Annotated in this window: 15 protein-coding genes; 2 read left to right on the plus strand and 13 right to left on the minus strand. The window is 48.0% G+C overall.

All coding sequences use genetic code 11. From position 1 onward, the window contains the following. A partial coding sequence (locus AC0YNV_RS35220; protein ID WP_475772207.1) for a transposase occupies positions 1–253 on the plus strand: 253 nt, incomplete at its 5' end. Positions 254–525: 272 nt separating this feature from the next. On the opposite strand, the gene AC0YNV_RS35225 is transcribed toward AC0YNV_RS35220, so the two are convergent. Together AC0YNV_RS35225 and AC0YNV_RS35230 are read right to left on the minus strand one after the other, a co-directional pair. Then, the gene (locus AC0YNV_RS35225) at positions 526–948 is read right to left on the minus strand and encodes a hypothetical protein (RefSeq protein WP_475772208.1); all 423 of its coding nucleotides are present in this window, start codon (positions 946–948) and stop codon (positions 526–528) included. 82 nt (positions 949–1,030) lie between these two features. Next, complete coding sequence (locus AC0YNV_RS35230; RefSeq protein ID WP_475772209.1) at positions 1,031–1,816, minus strand: helix-turn-helix transcriptional regulator; 786 nt, start codon at positions 1,814–1,816, stop codon at positions 1,031–1,033. A 154-nt stretch (positions 1,817–1,970) separates the two neighbouring features. On the opposite strand from AC0YNV_RS35230, the gene AC0YNV_RS35235 reads away from it, so the two are divergent. Continuing rightward, a complete protein-coding gene (locus tag AC0YNV_RS35235) occupies positions 1,971–3,455 on the plus strand; it encodes an alpha-L-fucosidase (RefSeq protein ID WP_475772210.1) in 1,485 nt (494 codons plus the stop codon). 150 nt (positions 3,456–3,605) lie between these two features. On the opposite strand, the gene AC0YNV_RS35240 is transcribed toward AC0YNV_RS35235, so the two are convergent. The 11 genes from AC0YNV_RS35240 to AC0YNV_RS35290 all read right to left on the minus strand — a co-directional run bounded on the left by AC0YNV_RS35240 (position 3,606) and on the right by AC0YNV_RS35290 (position 14,478). Continuing rightward, positions 3,606–3,785, minus strand: a complete 180-nt coding sequence (locus AC0YNV_RS35240) for an S-layer homology domain-containing protein (RefSeq protein WP_475772211.1) — start codon at positions 3,783–3,785, stop codon at positions 3,606–3,608. A 6-nt stretch (positions 3,786–3,791) separates the two neighbouring features. After that, a complete protein-coding gene (locus AC0YNV_RS35245) occupies positions 3,792–5,654 on the minus strand; it encodes a beta-L-arabinofuranosidase domain-containing protein (protein ID WP_475772212.1) in 1,863 nt (620 codons plus the stop codon). Positions 5,655–6,313: 659 nt separating this feature from the next. Further along, a complete protein-coding gene (locus tag AC0YNV_RS35250; protein ID WP_475772213.1) occupies positions 6,314–6,454 on the minus strand; it encodes a hypothetical protein in 141 nt (46 codons plus the stop codon). A gap of 30 nt (positions 6,455–6,484) precedes the next feature. Continuing rightward, a complete protein-coding gene (locus AC0YNV_RS35255) occupies positions 6,485–6,703 on the minus strand; it encodes a hypothetical protein (RefSeq protein WP_475772214.1) in 219 nt (72 codons plus the stop codon). Between the two features lie 134 nt (positions 6,704–6,837). Beyond that, a complete protein-coding gene (locus AC0YNV_RS35260) occupies positions 6,838–7,179 on the minus strand; it encodes a carbohydrate ABC transporter permease (protein ID WP_475772215.1) in 342 nt (113 codons plus the stop codon). Continuing rightward, positions 7,163–7,807: a glycosyl hydrolase family 95 catalytic domain-containing protein gene (locus AC0YNV_RS35265; RefSeq protein WP_475772216.1), complete on the minus strand. Its 645-nt coding sequence runs from the start codon at positions 7,805–7,807 to the stop codon at positions 7,163–7,165. The genes AC0YNV_RS35260 and AC0YNV_RS35265 overlap by 17 nt, the downstream gene beginning before the upstream one ends. Positions 7,808–7,845: 38 nt before the next feature. After that, positions 7,846–9,396 carry a glycoside hydrolase family 95 protein gene (locus AC0YNV_RS35270; RefSeq protein WP_475772217.1) on the minus strand — a complete coding sequence of 517 codons (1,551 nt, stop codon included), beginning with the start codon at positions 9,394–9,396 and terminating at the stop codon, positions 7,846–7,848. Between the two features lie 67 nt (positions 9,397–9,463). Continuing rightward, on the minus strand, positions 9,464–9,694 hold the full coding sequence (locus tag AC0YNV_RS35275; protein WP_475772218.1) for a hypothetical protein: 231 nt from the start codon (positions 9,692–9,694) through the stop codon (positions 9,464–9,466). 247 nt (positions 9,695–9,941) lie between these two features. Then, on the minus strand, positions 9,942–11,474 hold the full coding sequence (locus tag AC0YNV_RS35280; protein WP_475772219.1) for a glycoside hydrolase family 43 protein: 1,533 nt from the start codon (positions 11,472–11,474) through the stop codon (positions 9,942–9,944). Between the two features lie 18 nt (positions 11,475–11,492). After that, a complete protein-coding gene (locus AC0YNV_RS35285; RefSeq protein WP_475772220.1) occupies positions 11,493–12,506 on the minus strand; it encodes an endo-1,4-beta-xylanase in 1,014 nt (337 codons plus the stop codon). Positions 12,507–12,657: 151 nt separating this feature from the next. Next, a complete protein-coding gene (locus AC0YNV_RS35290) occupies positions 12,658–14,478 on the minus strand; it encodes a family 43 glycosylhydrolase (RefSeq protein ID WP_475772221.1) in 1,821 nt (606 codons plus the stop codon). Positions 14,479–14,785: the final 307 nt, after the last annotated feature.

Genomic DNA, 14,785 nt, shown 5'->3' on the forward strand with positions numbered 1-14,785 from the left:
TTTTTCTTCCGGCAAGTTTACAGCTACCCGAAATACAATCACTAAACGTGGTTCTAGAAGGCTCCGAACAGCCTTATACCAAGCTGTACGGTGTGGAATACGAAGCTCACGTAATAAAAAATTGAGGTCTTATTACGATAAAAAGCGTGCAGAGGGCAAATTGTTTAAAGTAGCTGTGATCGCTTGTGCAAATAATCGGATCCACTGGATATATGCAATCTTAACCAAGAAAGAAACTTTCCGCTTAGACTAAAAAAGAAATACTTAAACATTGAGGAAAACCTTCCCAAAATCTATGGGACGGTTATTTGTCATTCCCTTTTACCAGTATAGCATTTGAGCTAATAGTAATTTTCGGGGTAGTTGAATAAAGGCAGCCGATTGATCGTGACCGGCTGCCTCATATTTGTCTTGCGCTATCTTACCCGTTCGTATTATGAGGTCACCAGATCTTTCTGGTGGACCTCATATTTTTATGTGGCCGTAGTTGTAGCTGTGGCACGCCATTCACTCCTCTCTGATTACCTATTTTCCTGCTGAGCCGGCAGATTGCGGCTGCGGTATTGTCCTGGCGTAAGTCCCACATGCTTGTGGAACACCTTGTAGAAAGTGCGGCGGTTCTCTTCCGATAGCCTGGTTGAACGAAGTGATTTTGGAATACTGTTCGCCTTGGAGCGTCGTTTCCGAGCCTTCCTTGTATGAGGTTAAAGCCGTACCCACTCCCGTTTCCCAAGGTACGCCCCACCAAAAAACGGGATCATAATCGCTTTTAAGAACTTCAAAATATCGACCGGGATTCAGCTGAAAAGCTTGGGACTGATTAACTACCTCCGGCTTCCTTCCAAATCGCAGTCGATACCCGCCGAGTATGGGTACGATCGACACGACCATCGCGGTGGCTTGAATAGAGAATGGCGTCACCTTGGATCTGGACATGGCCGTAAGCAATGAGACCGCCGGAAATTGACATACAATTCGGTGCCCAAGGCGGCTTTGTGGATGACAACGGAAAATTTATTCTGCTGTTTCCTCAATATTGCGATGGAGACACCCCGTACTTCTTCTTGAAAATTCGCGAGAAATACCTGTAGTCATTAAATCCTACATCATGTGCAATACGCTGAATGCTCCGATCGGATTGATTCCTTAAAAGATGTGTTGCCGTTTGAAGTCTGATTGCATTGACATACTCGATAGGTGTAACCGAAAAATGCTTTTTGAAATATTTTATAAAATAGTTCGGGTGCAGATGCACCAGATCAGCAAGCTCATTCAAACTGATCTCAGTATGTAGATGCTGTTTAATATAATGATCCATCTTACTCATAAAGTGGTCTTTGTTTATCGGTAATATCTTATCCAAATTCACATTATTCAGAAAAATTCTCAAAATTTCCAATAATGCAGATTTTTCAGTCAAAGTATCCAACGGGTTCGTCGAAAGATTAGTTTGGGCTAATGCAGCAAAGACGGGTATGATTTGATGTTTCGGGATGGTACATTTGACAGTTTCTTTGTGGTAGACGAGTTTTTGTTGTTCTTGATGAAAGATGAGATTAAAATGGGTCCAATACTTCATGATGGGATGATCAGGATTCTGATAGTAAGTATGCGGGGTATAGGCAGGTATCAAGAAGAGTTCCTCCGGTTGGGGAATGAAGGTATCCCCATTCAGAATGAGGGTGCACTGCCCTTCTAAAAAATAATAAAATTTATTATAGGCATACACACAGTTCTCTTCTCCCCAATCCGGAGCGCAAACATTTACTCTGCTTATCAGACTCTTAACGGATATATTCTCAAAAATATTGAACATTTAAGGTCAGGTCCCTTCTTCCTACTGTTTAAACATCATAAAAATATCATATTGGATTAATATCGTCCACATACATGTTCAAATACACCCTTCAATATCGCCATGACCCTGCTATACTTAAAAAAGAAAGGCTGATATTAAGGAGGTCTTCATTATGATGAATGGAAAATATGAACAGCATTTGAAAGCGATTGATAAGATTGTCGCGAACGGTCCTTACAAAGATTCTTGGGCATCTCTGAGTGAATATCCCGAACCTTCTTGGTATCAAAAGGCGAAATTCGGAATATTTATCCATTGGGGTGTATACAGTGTCCCGGCTTTTAAGAATGAGTGGTATCCCCGTAATATGTATATTCAGGGCACTCAAGAATACGAGCATCATATTCAAACCTATGGCGAACACAAGGATTTTGGATATGCCGATTTTATACCGCAATTTAAAGCAGAACATTACGATGCATCGAAGTGGGTTGAGTTGTTTAAAGCCTCAGGAGCCAAATATATTATGCCTGTAGCCGAACATCATGATGGTTTTCAGATGTACGCCAGTGAGTTATCTGATTGGAATGCTGCCAAAATGGGACCGAAACGTGATGTTATTGGAGAATTAAAATCAGCAGTAGAGAAGGAAGGGCTTATATTTGCCGTATCAAGTCATCGAGCGGAGAATTTCTTCTTTTACGGAGGTGGTAGAACGTTCGATTCTGGTATTCAAAACATCACGTTCCAGGAGCCTTATGGTTATGCGAGTCCTATCTATTCTTCAGCGAGTGTGGAGGATTCGCATAACATCTTCTCTTCGCCCGCACCTCAGGAGCATCTCGAGGATTGGCTTGTCCGCTCCTGTGAGTTAGTGGATAAATATCAGCCGAAGATCGTCTGGTTTGATTGGTGGATTCACAACGCCTCCTTTAAACCGTATATCAAAAAATTTGCTGCTTATTATTATAATCGCTCGCTTGAATGGGGCATCGATGTAGCGATTAATTATAAGTATGATGCGTTTGCTTATGGTACAGCTATCTTCGATGTTGAGCGTGGACAGCTAAGTAATATCAGACCGAGATTGTGGCAGACCGACACGGCAATAGCGATAAATTCTTGGTGTTTTACAAATAACAACGACTTTAAGAATCCTGTAGATATCGTCTGTGATCTCATTGATATTGTTAGTAAAAATGGTTGCCTGCTCCTTAATATTGGACCCAAATCAGATGGAACAATTACAAAAGAAGAGACAGAAGTGCTTCTTAGCATTGGAAGATGGCTAGATACGAATGGCGAGTCTATCTATGATACGACATACTGGAATATATTCGGTGAAGGATCCACAATAGTACCTGAGGGTGCATTTACAGATGTCGGACGGGAACCTTTCACAAGTGAAGATATCCGTTTCACCTATAAGGCACCTTATCTTTACGCGACTGTACTCAGTTGGCCAGCGAACAATGAAGTCATCATCCAATCACTGAAGAAAGACAGCAAATATTTCAACGGAGATCTTGTATCCGTTGAGATATTAGGATTTGATAATGCTGCAGCATTCTGCCGTGAAGAAGCCGGATTAAGGATTACCGTTCAAGGGAATATTCTAACCGATTATCCGGTTTGCTTTAAAATTACGATCGATTAGTTGTAGGAATCATAGATTGGCGGTCTGCTTCTTGTTCCGATTCTGCGGCCCCCATGCCAAATGGCTACCACCTGAATAAAAGGGCAATGCTTGGATGAATGACAGAGGACGGCCGGGAATTTCTCTCCGCTGCCGTCCCCGACTTTGCCTTTACATCTCCAACTCGTTATATTCCATCATCGCAATCAAAATGGTTGCCGATTCCGCGCGCGTCGAGTATCCGCTTGGGTCAAACAAATGGCCATTTTTCCCGTTGATGATGTTCAGATCTTTTAGAGCGGCTACAGAACTACTTGCCCATTCAGGTATTAGATCGTGCCGGTTTGGCATGGCCTATCAGACCCTCTTCACCTTGAAGTAAATCTGGAACGGCTCATACCCGATATCGCGAATTCGCCTCAATTGAATCGCCGGGTTCTGATTTACCGTCTTAAAGAAGAAACGCCAGCTCCCCCACTCGCGCTCGTTTTCCATTTCGATCTCGGAAGCGATGTCGTCATTCTCCGCATACAAAATTCGTTCGGCCTCGCATACGCCTGCCAACACTTCGGGACCAAAACGGAAAGCCCCCGTGCACTCGTCATCCGGCAGCGGAATGAAGCGGATACCGATCGGCAGGATCAGGCTGATCCTGTCGCCGTCCACCCAGGTTCGTTGAATAGGATAGAATCGGCCGCTGTCCTCCGTTTTCCCCTGAAGGATGCCGTTGACGTAAATAATAGCCTCGGACGTGATCCATTCCGGAATCCGGCAATGGAACGTAAACGCTTTCGGGGCGGATGTGCGAATGACAAAATCATACTTTCGGTACGTAGGCCTATTTTCATGGTACGCGGTCATTTCGTTAATTTCCTGATACCCCGCTGTGTTCGAAGAACTCAGCATGCTTCCGCTCATCCGATCCTGTGATTGAAGGATCCATACGGGGTCTCCCCCGATTTCCAAAGTCACCTCGGAGTCAAAATATTGGCATGCATAAATGCCGTTCCGGTCCTGATAATAAAGGCCTCGATTCCAGGCCGCGTTCGCTTGGACCATGGTTCCGTGACAACAGAAGAAGCTGTCAGTCTCCGTGCTCCAATCCTTGTGCAAACCAGCCTTCATCGGCAGGAAGTACGTTAACAGTCCGGTCGAGGGGTGGTCGTGCTTGTTGCCGGTCAAATGATATTCCTGGTAGTAGGCTTGGGCCATGATGCCATTATAGAGATTGTATTCGATATATTGGGCATAAGCGGGGTCGCCTGAATGCCGAAACAGGAACTCCGACAACCGGATCAGGTTGTAGACCGTACAATGCTCCTGATTCTTGTCCCCCAGACGTGCCTTCATCTTCATCTTCGGCATCCAGACCTCACCGGCCGTCTGTCCTCCCGTCGCCAGGTGTCCTCTCTCCGTCACCGCGCAGTTCCAATAAGCTTTCACGATATCCATCCATCGCCCTTCGCCCGTCACTTCATACGCTCGGGCGCAGCCGAGCACTTCCGGGATGGTCGTGTTCGCATGCATATTCGTCAGCGGATCTTTGCCTTCGAGCAAGGGCTGGAAGAGCCTGCTGCGATAATAACGTTCCAGCAGCGTCTTATATTTATCCTTTCCTGTGATTTGAAGGAGATCTGCCCAGACCTCCAGCATCCCGCCGGTCTCCACATCCAGGATGTCGTCGAATTTCTCCCTGGAGAATCGGCCGCTCCAATCCGCGAACCAGTCCGCGAACGAATCCGCGATCTCAAGCGCCTTCTGATTCCCGGCATAAAGATAAGCATCTACAAGACCCATGAATAGTTTATGGAGATTATATTGCGGAGCCCAGATACCCTTTCCGTTCGCGATCCAGTGCAAATATTTCTCGGGAATCGGACCTGTCCACTGCCCTCCGTTGTCCTTCTGGCACTCGGCCAATTCATCGATGATGAGATCCATTTTCACTTTCAGCTCCGGGTCCCCGGTCTCAAAGTAATGCATACCCGCTGCCGACAGCCAATGGCCGAGGAAATGGCCCCGAAGCTGGCAGACCGGCGACTCCCAACCTCCGTGCACCCCCTGAGGAATGCCCCTACCCGAGTATCGGCCGGCTTCCAGTCTGTAATTAAAGAGAAGATGGTCACTGTTCAGCTTCATCAAGTAATCCCGGTTCGCTTCCTGCCTGCGTTTTAATTCGCCATCGCGAATGAGGACATGCTCCCCTCTCAATTCTTCCACGCACTGGCACCTCCCTATCCATTGTCTAAACTGACCCGAACATCCCTTGTTTACTCGTTCTCTTTGAATAAGACGTTCCGCATAAGAGTAAACCCATTTAAAAGCTAACACTTTCATCGGTCAGAAACTACCCGTCAATCACTTGGCATTTCCCCCTTCAAACTATAGAAATTCTCAACCCTTGATCCCAGACACGGCGATTCTTTTGATAAAGTATTTCTGTCCGATAACAAATAATAGAATGGGAGGGATAAGAACCATCGTAGCCGCCGCCATCAGCAACTCCCATTGGGTCGTGTAATACCCGATAAACTGCTGCAGGCCCCAGCGCCAGCGTAAACATCGATTCTTTATTGACGTAGATCAACGGCCCCAAGTTACAGAGGAATATTTACTGTTATGTGCTTAAGGCTCAAATTGTACTCATTGTCCAAAGAAAAAATAGTTGCGGATTTACGGTGTTGATTTTATGCGCTTTATTCCTGGAAAAATCGTTCGCCTTTTGAAAATAACTTTTAGACTGTCCGGTAGAGGAATACTGCCGCTTCCACTCATGTCGTTGGCGCCTGAGGGTTAAGCTTATTTCCGGAGCCGGAGATTAGACCTACGATTTTAATAAACAAAAACCCTGTCAAAACACGAAATAAAGTTGTCGGCCATTAAATGAAAACTATGGCGTGATCTCCCAAGGCTTTCAGCTGCTTGACTTTCCCCAATGCGCGAGCGGTCAGCACCATCATATCCTGCCGCGAGATGTTTTCCAGCGGATGGAATTCATGATTGCCGGTACCCGCAGCCAAGCCTAGCTGCTTCGCAACGCCAAGCGCTTCTTAATAGTAGGCGTTTGGCTCCGCGTCTGCGAAATTCCCTTCAAATTCCGCCGTCAATCCCATGGTCTTGTCGAGCAAGACCAAATAATCGGCGCGAGTAATGCGGGCTGCCGGAGAATAGGGCCCCCGCCATCTGATCAACTTTAATTTAATGATACGGGATTGGGCTTCGTCCATTGCGCTGTGGTCCGACTGCTTAACTTCCATACCCCTCAACATAAAATAAAAACTCCAGATGAACTGGAGCTTTATTGGTGTGGTATGAAAAACTTGCCATTTCAAACAAATCCATTTGTACACGAATATTCGAAAAATGTTTTCTTCCTTTCCGAGCACAATTCAATCCTCCACCCTTATCCCTTTACAGACCCGTTTGTCATGCCCGTAATAATGTAACGCTGTCCAAGCAAATAAATAATCACAACCGGCAGAATCGTTAATAGTATGTCTGCACTGACCAGATTCCACGATTGCTGGAATTGTCCGAAGAAATTATAGACAGCCAAAGTCATCGGCCATTTTTGTGCGCTATTCAAGTAGTAAAGCGGCAATACAAACTCATTCCATGTATTGAGGAACGAAAGTATGAAGATAGTTACCGCCGCCGGCTGAAGCATCGGGAAAATAACTGCAAAAAATAATCGATTTGGCCCGCATCCGTCAATAACACCGGCCTCGTCAAGCTCTTTCGGCATCTGCTTTTATCAGCATCCCCCCTGCCCACGTCATGTCGATCTCGAAGCCTCCACGCGCGCGCAGTCCCTTGATGGCTCCTTCCGACCATTGAATTGGAAGCGCCGGCAGCAGTTCAATCAGATATTCCGCGCACTCGCCTTTATATCGAGCACGGCTTTGCAACAGCATTTCTGCGATGCCGGCGGTGCCGCCGAAATTCGCGTCAATCTGCATGGGAAAAGGCTCATGCTGATTGAACATGTTAGGGTTCGTTGAATCTGCCAACAAGTCGACGAGGCGGTCGTGAGCGCTCCTGTCGTCCTTCAGGTGCGCGTAAAGCGCGATGCGCCACGCTGCGGGCCAAGCCAGGCTTCTTCCACTGTTGCGAAGCTCAAGACTCTTCCGCACCCCGGCGAACAATTGAGGGGTGTCCTCCTGGGAAATCTGATTGCCGGGATATAGACCATATAAATGTGAGACATGGCCGTTATGGTCTTCGGGACGGTCCCAGTCCTCCAGCCATTCTTGTAATTGTCCATACCGGCCGATTTGCATGAACGGCAGCCGATCGAGCGCGGCTTTAACCTCGGTTTTGAATGCATCGTCCGCTTGCAACAATTCGCAAGCGATCAGGTAGCGTTCGAACAAGTCCCGTATCAACTGCAAGTCCATCGTGGATGAATAAGTCAGGTGCCGTCTGCGATTCGACCGTCCATATAGGCATTCTCCGGCGAATATGAAGGGTTGGTCACCAGCATGCCGGCGAATTTGATTCCTTCGGGCACCTCTACCAAAAAGTCCAAGATGAACCTCGCGGCCTCCTTAATAACGGGGTATGCCCTTTCCCTGAGAAAGGTCAAGTCAGGATTGTACTCATAGTGATCCCATAAATGCTGCACCATCCAGGTTCCGCCGAGCGGCCAAATTCCCGCATAGGTATCGACTGGCGCCGCGGCTCGCCATAAATCAGTGTTATGATGGACGACAAATCCCCGCGCGCCATAATAGATCTCTGCGGTACGTGAGCCGGTGACACGAAGATCGTCGATCAATTCGAATAGTGGCAAGTGGCATTCCATCAAATTACCAACCTCGGCTGGCCAATAGTTCATTTGGACATTAATATTGGTCGTCCATTTGCTGCCCCATTCCGGCCATTCCTCCTCATTCCAGATTCCCTGAAGATTGGAAGGCTGATCGCCAGGTCTGGAAGAGGCTATAAGCAAATATCGACCGAATTGAAAATATAATGCCGCTAATGCCGGATCCTCCGTCTGACGAAAAGAGCAAATGCGTTGATCCGTCGGCAGTTGATCTCCTCCCCCGTCCTCTTGATCCTTATTCGCATCACCGCCCAGCCGCACAGCAACACGCTTGTACAAGGATTGATAATCCTCAATATGTTCGTTCAACACTTCTTCGTAAGGACGACCGGGGATACGTGCTAGGTATTGCTTGTTTTTCTCTGTCGGATCCCCACCGATATCACAATAATTCACGAAACCGGTCGCTCCGGAAAAAACGAATGTCACTGCATTTGCGTTCGCAATCAGCAGGACATCATCGGCAACCCTGCACTGTCCTCCATCACAATAAGCCGAGAGTACGCCTTCAAACCGGAGCCCCGGCCCTTCCCAACCGGCGATCCAATGCCTGGCCTCTTTGCGTGTGCCAGTCTGTCCAACAAGTCTGATCGTATCGTTTCCGTCCGTCTGAATGAAAGTATCCGGATGTACGCTGGACAACGAGGCATTTACGCTAATGCTTCCTTGCGAGCTGCCCGCAAGCCGGATAACCATGCACCCGCTTGGATGCGAGCAGAAGATCTCACGGGTATACGCGACCCCGTTTACTTCGTAGCTTACCGTCACCACCGCCCGTTCCAAGTCCAATTCTCGGCGGTAATGATTGACCAGCCGATGCTCCGGAAATTCTAACCATAAATCGCAAAAAGGCAGATAGGACTGCAAATTGACAGGATCGCCCATCATTTGCTTCAGAAACACCTGTTCCGCTTCCTCGATGCGGTCCTCAAAGATCATCTCCCTAACCTTCTGTAAATACTGGCTAGCATCATCCCGGTTGTAATCTTGCGGAGCACCAGACCACATCGTCTCCTCGTTGATCTGGACTCTTTCCTTCTCCAGTGCTCCGAACACCATGGCTCCAAGCCGCCCGTTTCCAATCGGAATCGCTTCTTTCCATGTCGAGCCGGGCGAATCATACCAAAGCTTCATATCAATCCCGCCTTTCAGTCAGTTTGTGATTCATGCCGTTCAATTAGTGCGCTACCTCTGTCAATCCTTACGCTCGCTTCAAGAAAGAGAACTCGCCGAAGGCGCTCGTTTGAATGATGGTATCTCTAGCCTCGTAAAGTATCAGATTGACCAAGCGAAGCGTGGCAGAACTATCCGCCAGCTGCTCAACCGGTGAAGTTGGCCAAGCCCGGCAAGCCCGGTCTGCAGGCAAGCGCATCGAAGGAACTTGCGCGGACGTGCGCGATACGTGCACCGGCATTTCCTCCGTTACTCTCATACTACTTCCCGCAGACCGCTGCAGTAAGCAAACATTTTTGAGAAAGCGTTGTCAATTTTTGATCTCCGCTATGCCTTTAATTATGGAAGCAAGGCATACGTTGCCCGGACGCCGGCGTCTTCCAAGCGCCTTCGATATAGTTATCGACCACTGCTGACCAGCCGACATTTAATGCAATCGTATATATTTTATGCAAAAAAACATCAGTACCGACTGGATTCGGCACTGATGAATATAATGAGAATATCTATTTGGCGCTTATTCCATATCGGAAATAATCAAAATCGGCATGCCCGCCAATTTCCTTGGATGCATAATGGAAAAGCCCGATCCGGTAGCCCATAAAATGATCCAGCGTGTATTTCATCTCTAACGAACCGCCGATTCGATTCCAATTGCTTCCGTCTGCAGAGTAATAAAAACCCGCAATATCGGTACTGTCCTCAAAATTAAATTCAATCTTCAAGAAAATGTGACTGCCGTCGAATCGGATCCTCTCGAGCACAGTCTCGCTGCCGTCGCCGCTATTAACACACATCGCAACGAATTTTTCGCCGTTCTCCGCAGCTTTAATGCCAACGGTGCCGAAATGACTCTGCAAGGCAACCAATCCTGCATGGTCTCCCGGCTTCATATGAGAAACGTCTACCAGTGTTATCCCGTAACACGCTGGACCTTCCGTCCGTTGCGTTAACGTATTGCGGGCGTAGACGACACTCTCGTTTATGCTGCCGGTTGTCAATCTTAGATAACCGGGCCTCTCCGTTACCGACCAAAGCCCATTATCCGGGTTATGGTTCCACTGCCAGTTCAAAGCCAGCTTGTTTTCCGTATAATCAAACTCATCGCTGATAACCAGCGGCTCCTTGGGAGAGGGAGGCAAATCTACTTCAAACTGCTCCGGCGCCTTTCCGTCGATTCCGAAGACTGGCCATCCGTCTGCCCAGGATAGCGGCAAGAGATAAGGGATTCTGCCTACGGCATCATGATCCTGAAACAGCATCGCATACCACTCGCCCCCCGGAGTGTCAAAGATGCCCCCTTGCGCAATACCTTTGTTGTGATACCCCATGTCGTCATCGAATACGATTTTGCGTTCATACGGACCCAGCAGCTCCTTCGAACGATAACAGATTTGCCTGCGCCGCGCGTTTCCTGCGCCTGCGCCTTCGCCTTCCTTAGGCCATTCGATGAACAGCAAATAATAATAGCCGTTTAATTTATAAGCGTGGCAGCCTTCGCATCGAAGCCCGATCCCATTCCGCTCCGTTTCGAACAGGAGCTGGTTAATTCCGCCCGGTTTGATCGCCGTCGCATCGGATGTCAGCTCGGTGATGTAAATGCCGCCGTTACCGGAGAACACAAACACGCGGTCTTCATCAAACAATAAGCCCGGGTCATGCAGTAGTCCATTGATGACGGAGCGCTCCCATTGTCCGTTCTCGACATCGGTTGTCCGGTAAATGTAGAAGCTACGCATGTCGTTGCTCGAGAAACATACATAAAACAGCCTGTTATGATAACGGAGGCTGGCGGCCCATGAGCCTTTTCCGTAAATGTTTTTCCTATCGATCAGATTATGGGCGTCGTTATCCTCGAACCGGTCATATACGTAGCCCACAACCTCCCAATGCATTAAATCTTCCGATTTCATAATCGGACAGCCCGGCATTGAATGCATGCTTGTGCTGACCATATAGTAGGCTGTTCCTGCTCTTATAGGGTCCACATCCGGAACGTCCGCCCACATGATCGGATTCGTGATTACCGTTTTGCTCATCTCCTGCTCCCCCTGTTCTCACTTGACAGCTCCCGTAATGTTCCAATAGGATTGCTTTGGCTGATGCTCCGCGTCAAAAATAAACGGCCAATTTTTGCGGCCTCTCACCGGAAAGTTATCGAGCCACGTATAATCGTCGGCCGCTCCCCAGAATGTCACGGAAGTAATGTTTTCGCTATGCTCCTTAAACAGCTGGAAAAACTGCTTATAACGTTCCGCTTGCCTTTCAAGCATCTCCTCTGTCGGCGCCTCCAGATCGGTTCGGCGATCATCATGACGGAAGACGGATACGTCCAGCTCCGTAATATGCAGCTTTACGCCAAGACTTGCATACCTTTCGATCGCTTGGCTAATATTGTCAAGCGACGGATGGTCCAGGCTCCAGTGCGCTTGCAGTCCAATTCCGTGGATCGGCACGTCTTTCTCCCTCAACGACTTGACCAAGGCATAGATTTTTTCTCTCTTCTCGGGTACAGATTCATTATAATCGTTATAAAATAGCAACGCCTCAGGGTCTGCAGCATGCGCGTATTCGAACGCTTTGGCAATAAAATCCTCGCCGGCGATATCGAGCCACTTGGATGAGCGCAGCAGCTCCCCCTCTTTGTCGGAAACGGCTTCGTTCACGACATCCCATGCATAGATATCTCCCTTGTAACGCGTAACGACCGTTTCAATGTGGGATTTCATCCGCCCGAGCAGCATATCGCGTTCAACTGCACCTCCTGATTGATCCTCAAACATCCAATCGGGCGTTTGATTATGCCATACGAGCGTATGACCTCTAACCGCGATGCCATTCGCTTTCGCGAATGCCATCAAGCGGTCCGCTTCCTCAAACGTATACCGTTCTGCTGCAGGATGCACACGCTCGAACTTCATTTCATTTTCGGCCGTTATGCTATTAAAATGATGCGCCAACAACTCACGCTGAATGACCAGCGTCTTTGGATTCACTGCCGCCCCTATTAAGAACTGCTTCCTGAACGCTTCATGCAGCTTTGTGAACCCATCCGTACGAGAATTGACCACTTCTTCGTTCGCCTCCTCTTCCTATCCAACCCTTAAAGGTTATACAAGCCATAGGTAAGTTCTTCATACCAAAAGTGTAGCGCTTGGACACACTCGCAGCAACCTGTCGATTGTTTGTTCGTTTACCCGGCAAATGATAGGTTTACTGCTCCTAGTCCTCCTTTACAAGGACATTAATAGAAACATGGGCCAATTCCCTGTTCAGGTCCTTATCCTCCGTCAAATCCAGAACCGGATATCCGTCAATGTCAAAATGAACGCGGCGCAAGCCTGAACCCCTAGAAGCATCAACGCCTGGTCTAGCATGGTAGGTATTCCAAATAAAGCCGTCATCATCCGTAACATAGGAATTATGGCCAGGACCGTATTCCCCCGGAACGCTTCTGGAGGTCAGCAGCGGATAATTCCCCTTTGTCCAGCTGTCAGGATTCAACAAATCCGCATCCGTATCCGCGGTCAGGAGTCCAACGACATACGTGGCATCCACCGCTGCACTGGCAAAGGTGACAAACAACTTATTGCCTCTAATCATGGCAAACGGTCCTTCGTCGACAAAGGTATGGTTATTGGCCCAGCCGTAATCCGGTTTCGTAAGCAGCACCGGATCGCTTGTCAGCTTCCATGGCTCCTTAGGATCCAATTTTGCAATATAAATCCATGCTCCAAGATCAATAGGCACAAACTGACGCTCCGACCAGGCTGCATAGTACTCCCCGCTCAAATGAATAACGGTCATATCAAGGGAGACGACCTTGCCTGCTTCGCATAATTCCGTACCGTCTTTCTTGACTACGCACCGTGGCATCGACCAGTCTGCCGCACAGGTCGGATTGCCGCCTTTGCGCAGCTGCATTACGTGGCACTCTTCATATAAAAAATCGCCAGTCGTTGCCGCGTGAAAAATGTACAATTCATCTTCAATGATATGGATCTCAGGCGCCCACAATAGGCCTTTAATATGATCATAGGTCTTCGTGTCAAGTATTAATGCTTCCTCGGCATTTACCAGACCGGGAATGGTATCGGCTTCCCTGATGTATAAGGTTTGATTGTGGTCGGCATCGTTGGTGGCAATGAAATAATATTTGCCGTTCCATTTGGCAATACAAGGATCCGCGCGGTTGATCGCAATGGGGAAATCATAATGCTCCTGATGAACGGTTCCCGAAATGCGATAAGTTCCCGCTGTACTCCACTCAACCGCTGCCGTTTTCCAGTCCACTCGTTTGGATGCCGTTGTTCCGTCACTATAAACCGCGGTCGCCCGTATTTTCTTTAATTCTTCTGCCGATGCCGCTGCGACGGTGTCCGGAACTTCGATTGCAACGTTCGTGGGAACCGTAAGCTTGCATACAAGTCGATGAGCCAATTCCTGCGGGACGCGAATCGCATTGCGTGGCGCGAATCCTTCGATAGCTGCAGATACGGGATCCCATGCAAAAGTGTCTATTTCTTCCGGTACCGATGCACCGTCCAAGTTGAAAATATCCGCGATAAAGTTCCTGTAGCTGATCCCGGACTCATCGCTCCAGCGGATGTCGTATACCTCATTCGTTTCATCATACTCACAGTACACGTCATGTACAAAGGTATCGCCTTTCATGTCAATAAGGCCGATTTCTTTATATTGCAGCAGATCGGATGAAGTAAAGAAGAGAACCGATCCTCTGCTTTGTTCGTCATTTTGACCATCTGCTTCCGTACGTATCGCAACCACGCCGTAAGCGCCGTTCGTTAGCTGGAAGAGATACGGATTTTTCAAGCTTTTTGCGTTCATCGTTCCATTCTCGTTATCCGTCGCTTTGGCAAACAAAACCCCGGAATTATGATTCAATGCTTGATAGCGTTTACCGTCTTCGCTATACGCAAGATGCATGCTGAATGCGAGCTTTGCTGCGTAAATGATATCCTTCTGTGGCACTCTCGTATAGCATAGAACATAGTGACTTTCTTTCTTCGTTTCTGCTATCATACTAGTCGGCTCACCCTTTATTGATAATTTCGAATACGATTCACACGTGAAGCATTGTGATCCGCTTGCGTTAATATTGATTTTACAATGAAATTTTAAAATAGAGGCCATCGTCAAACAATGATATATCGATATCGCTCATCCTGATGATTTTATTTATAACACGCCGGAAGGCCAGTCGTTCATGTCCATGGCGATGCCCGCTTCTTCGCCGTCCCGCACAGGCGCAAATGCGCAAACACGTCGCAATAAAAGCTATTTCAATCAGAAAGCGCCTTGGGGTAACCTCCGGTCCCCGCAAGAGACG

The sequence above is a fragment of the Paenibacillus sp. JT31N11 genome, from assembly GCF_056269285.1.

Bases quoted from the DNA above. Each gene is read 5' to 3' on its own strand.
- AC0YNV_RS35290 (WP_475772221.1), bottom strand. From the start codon at position 14,478: ATGATAGCAGAAACGAAGAAAGAAAGTCACTATGTTCTATGCTATACG.
- AC0YNV_RS35255 (WP_475772214.1), bottom strand. From the start codon at position 6,703: ATGTTGAGGGGTATGGAAGTTAAGCAGTCGGACCACAGCGCAATGGAC.
- AC0YNV_RS35260 (WP_475772215.1), bottom strand. From the start codon at position 7,179: ATGCCGAAAGAGCTTGACGAGGCCGGTGTTATTGACGGATGCGGGCCA.
- AC0YNV_RS35240 (WP_475772211.1), bottom strand. From the start codon at position 3,785: ATGCCAAACCGGCACGATCTAATACCTGAATGGGCAAGTAGTTCTGTA.
- AC0YNV_RS35275 (WP_475772218.1), bottom strand. From the start codon at position 9,694: ATGAGAGTAACGGAGGAAATGCCGGTGCACGTATCGCGCACGTCCGCG.
- AC0YNV_RS35270 (WP_475772217.1), bottom strand. From the start codon at position 9,396: ATGAAGCTTTGGTATGATTCGCCCGGCTCGACATGGAAAGAAGCGATT.
- AC0YNV_RS35280 (WP_475772219.1), bottom strand. From the start codon at position 11,474: ATGAGCAAAACGGTAATCACGAATCCGATCATGTGGGCGGACGTTCCG.
- AC0YNV_RS35235 (WP_475772210.1), top strand. From the start codon at position 1,971: ATGATGAATGGAAAATATGAACAGCATTTGAAAGCGATTGATAAGATT.
- AC0YNV_RS35230 (WP_475772209.1), bottom strand. From the start codon at position 1,816: ATGTTCAATATTTTTGAGAATATATCCGTTAAGAGTCTGATAAGCAGA.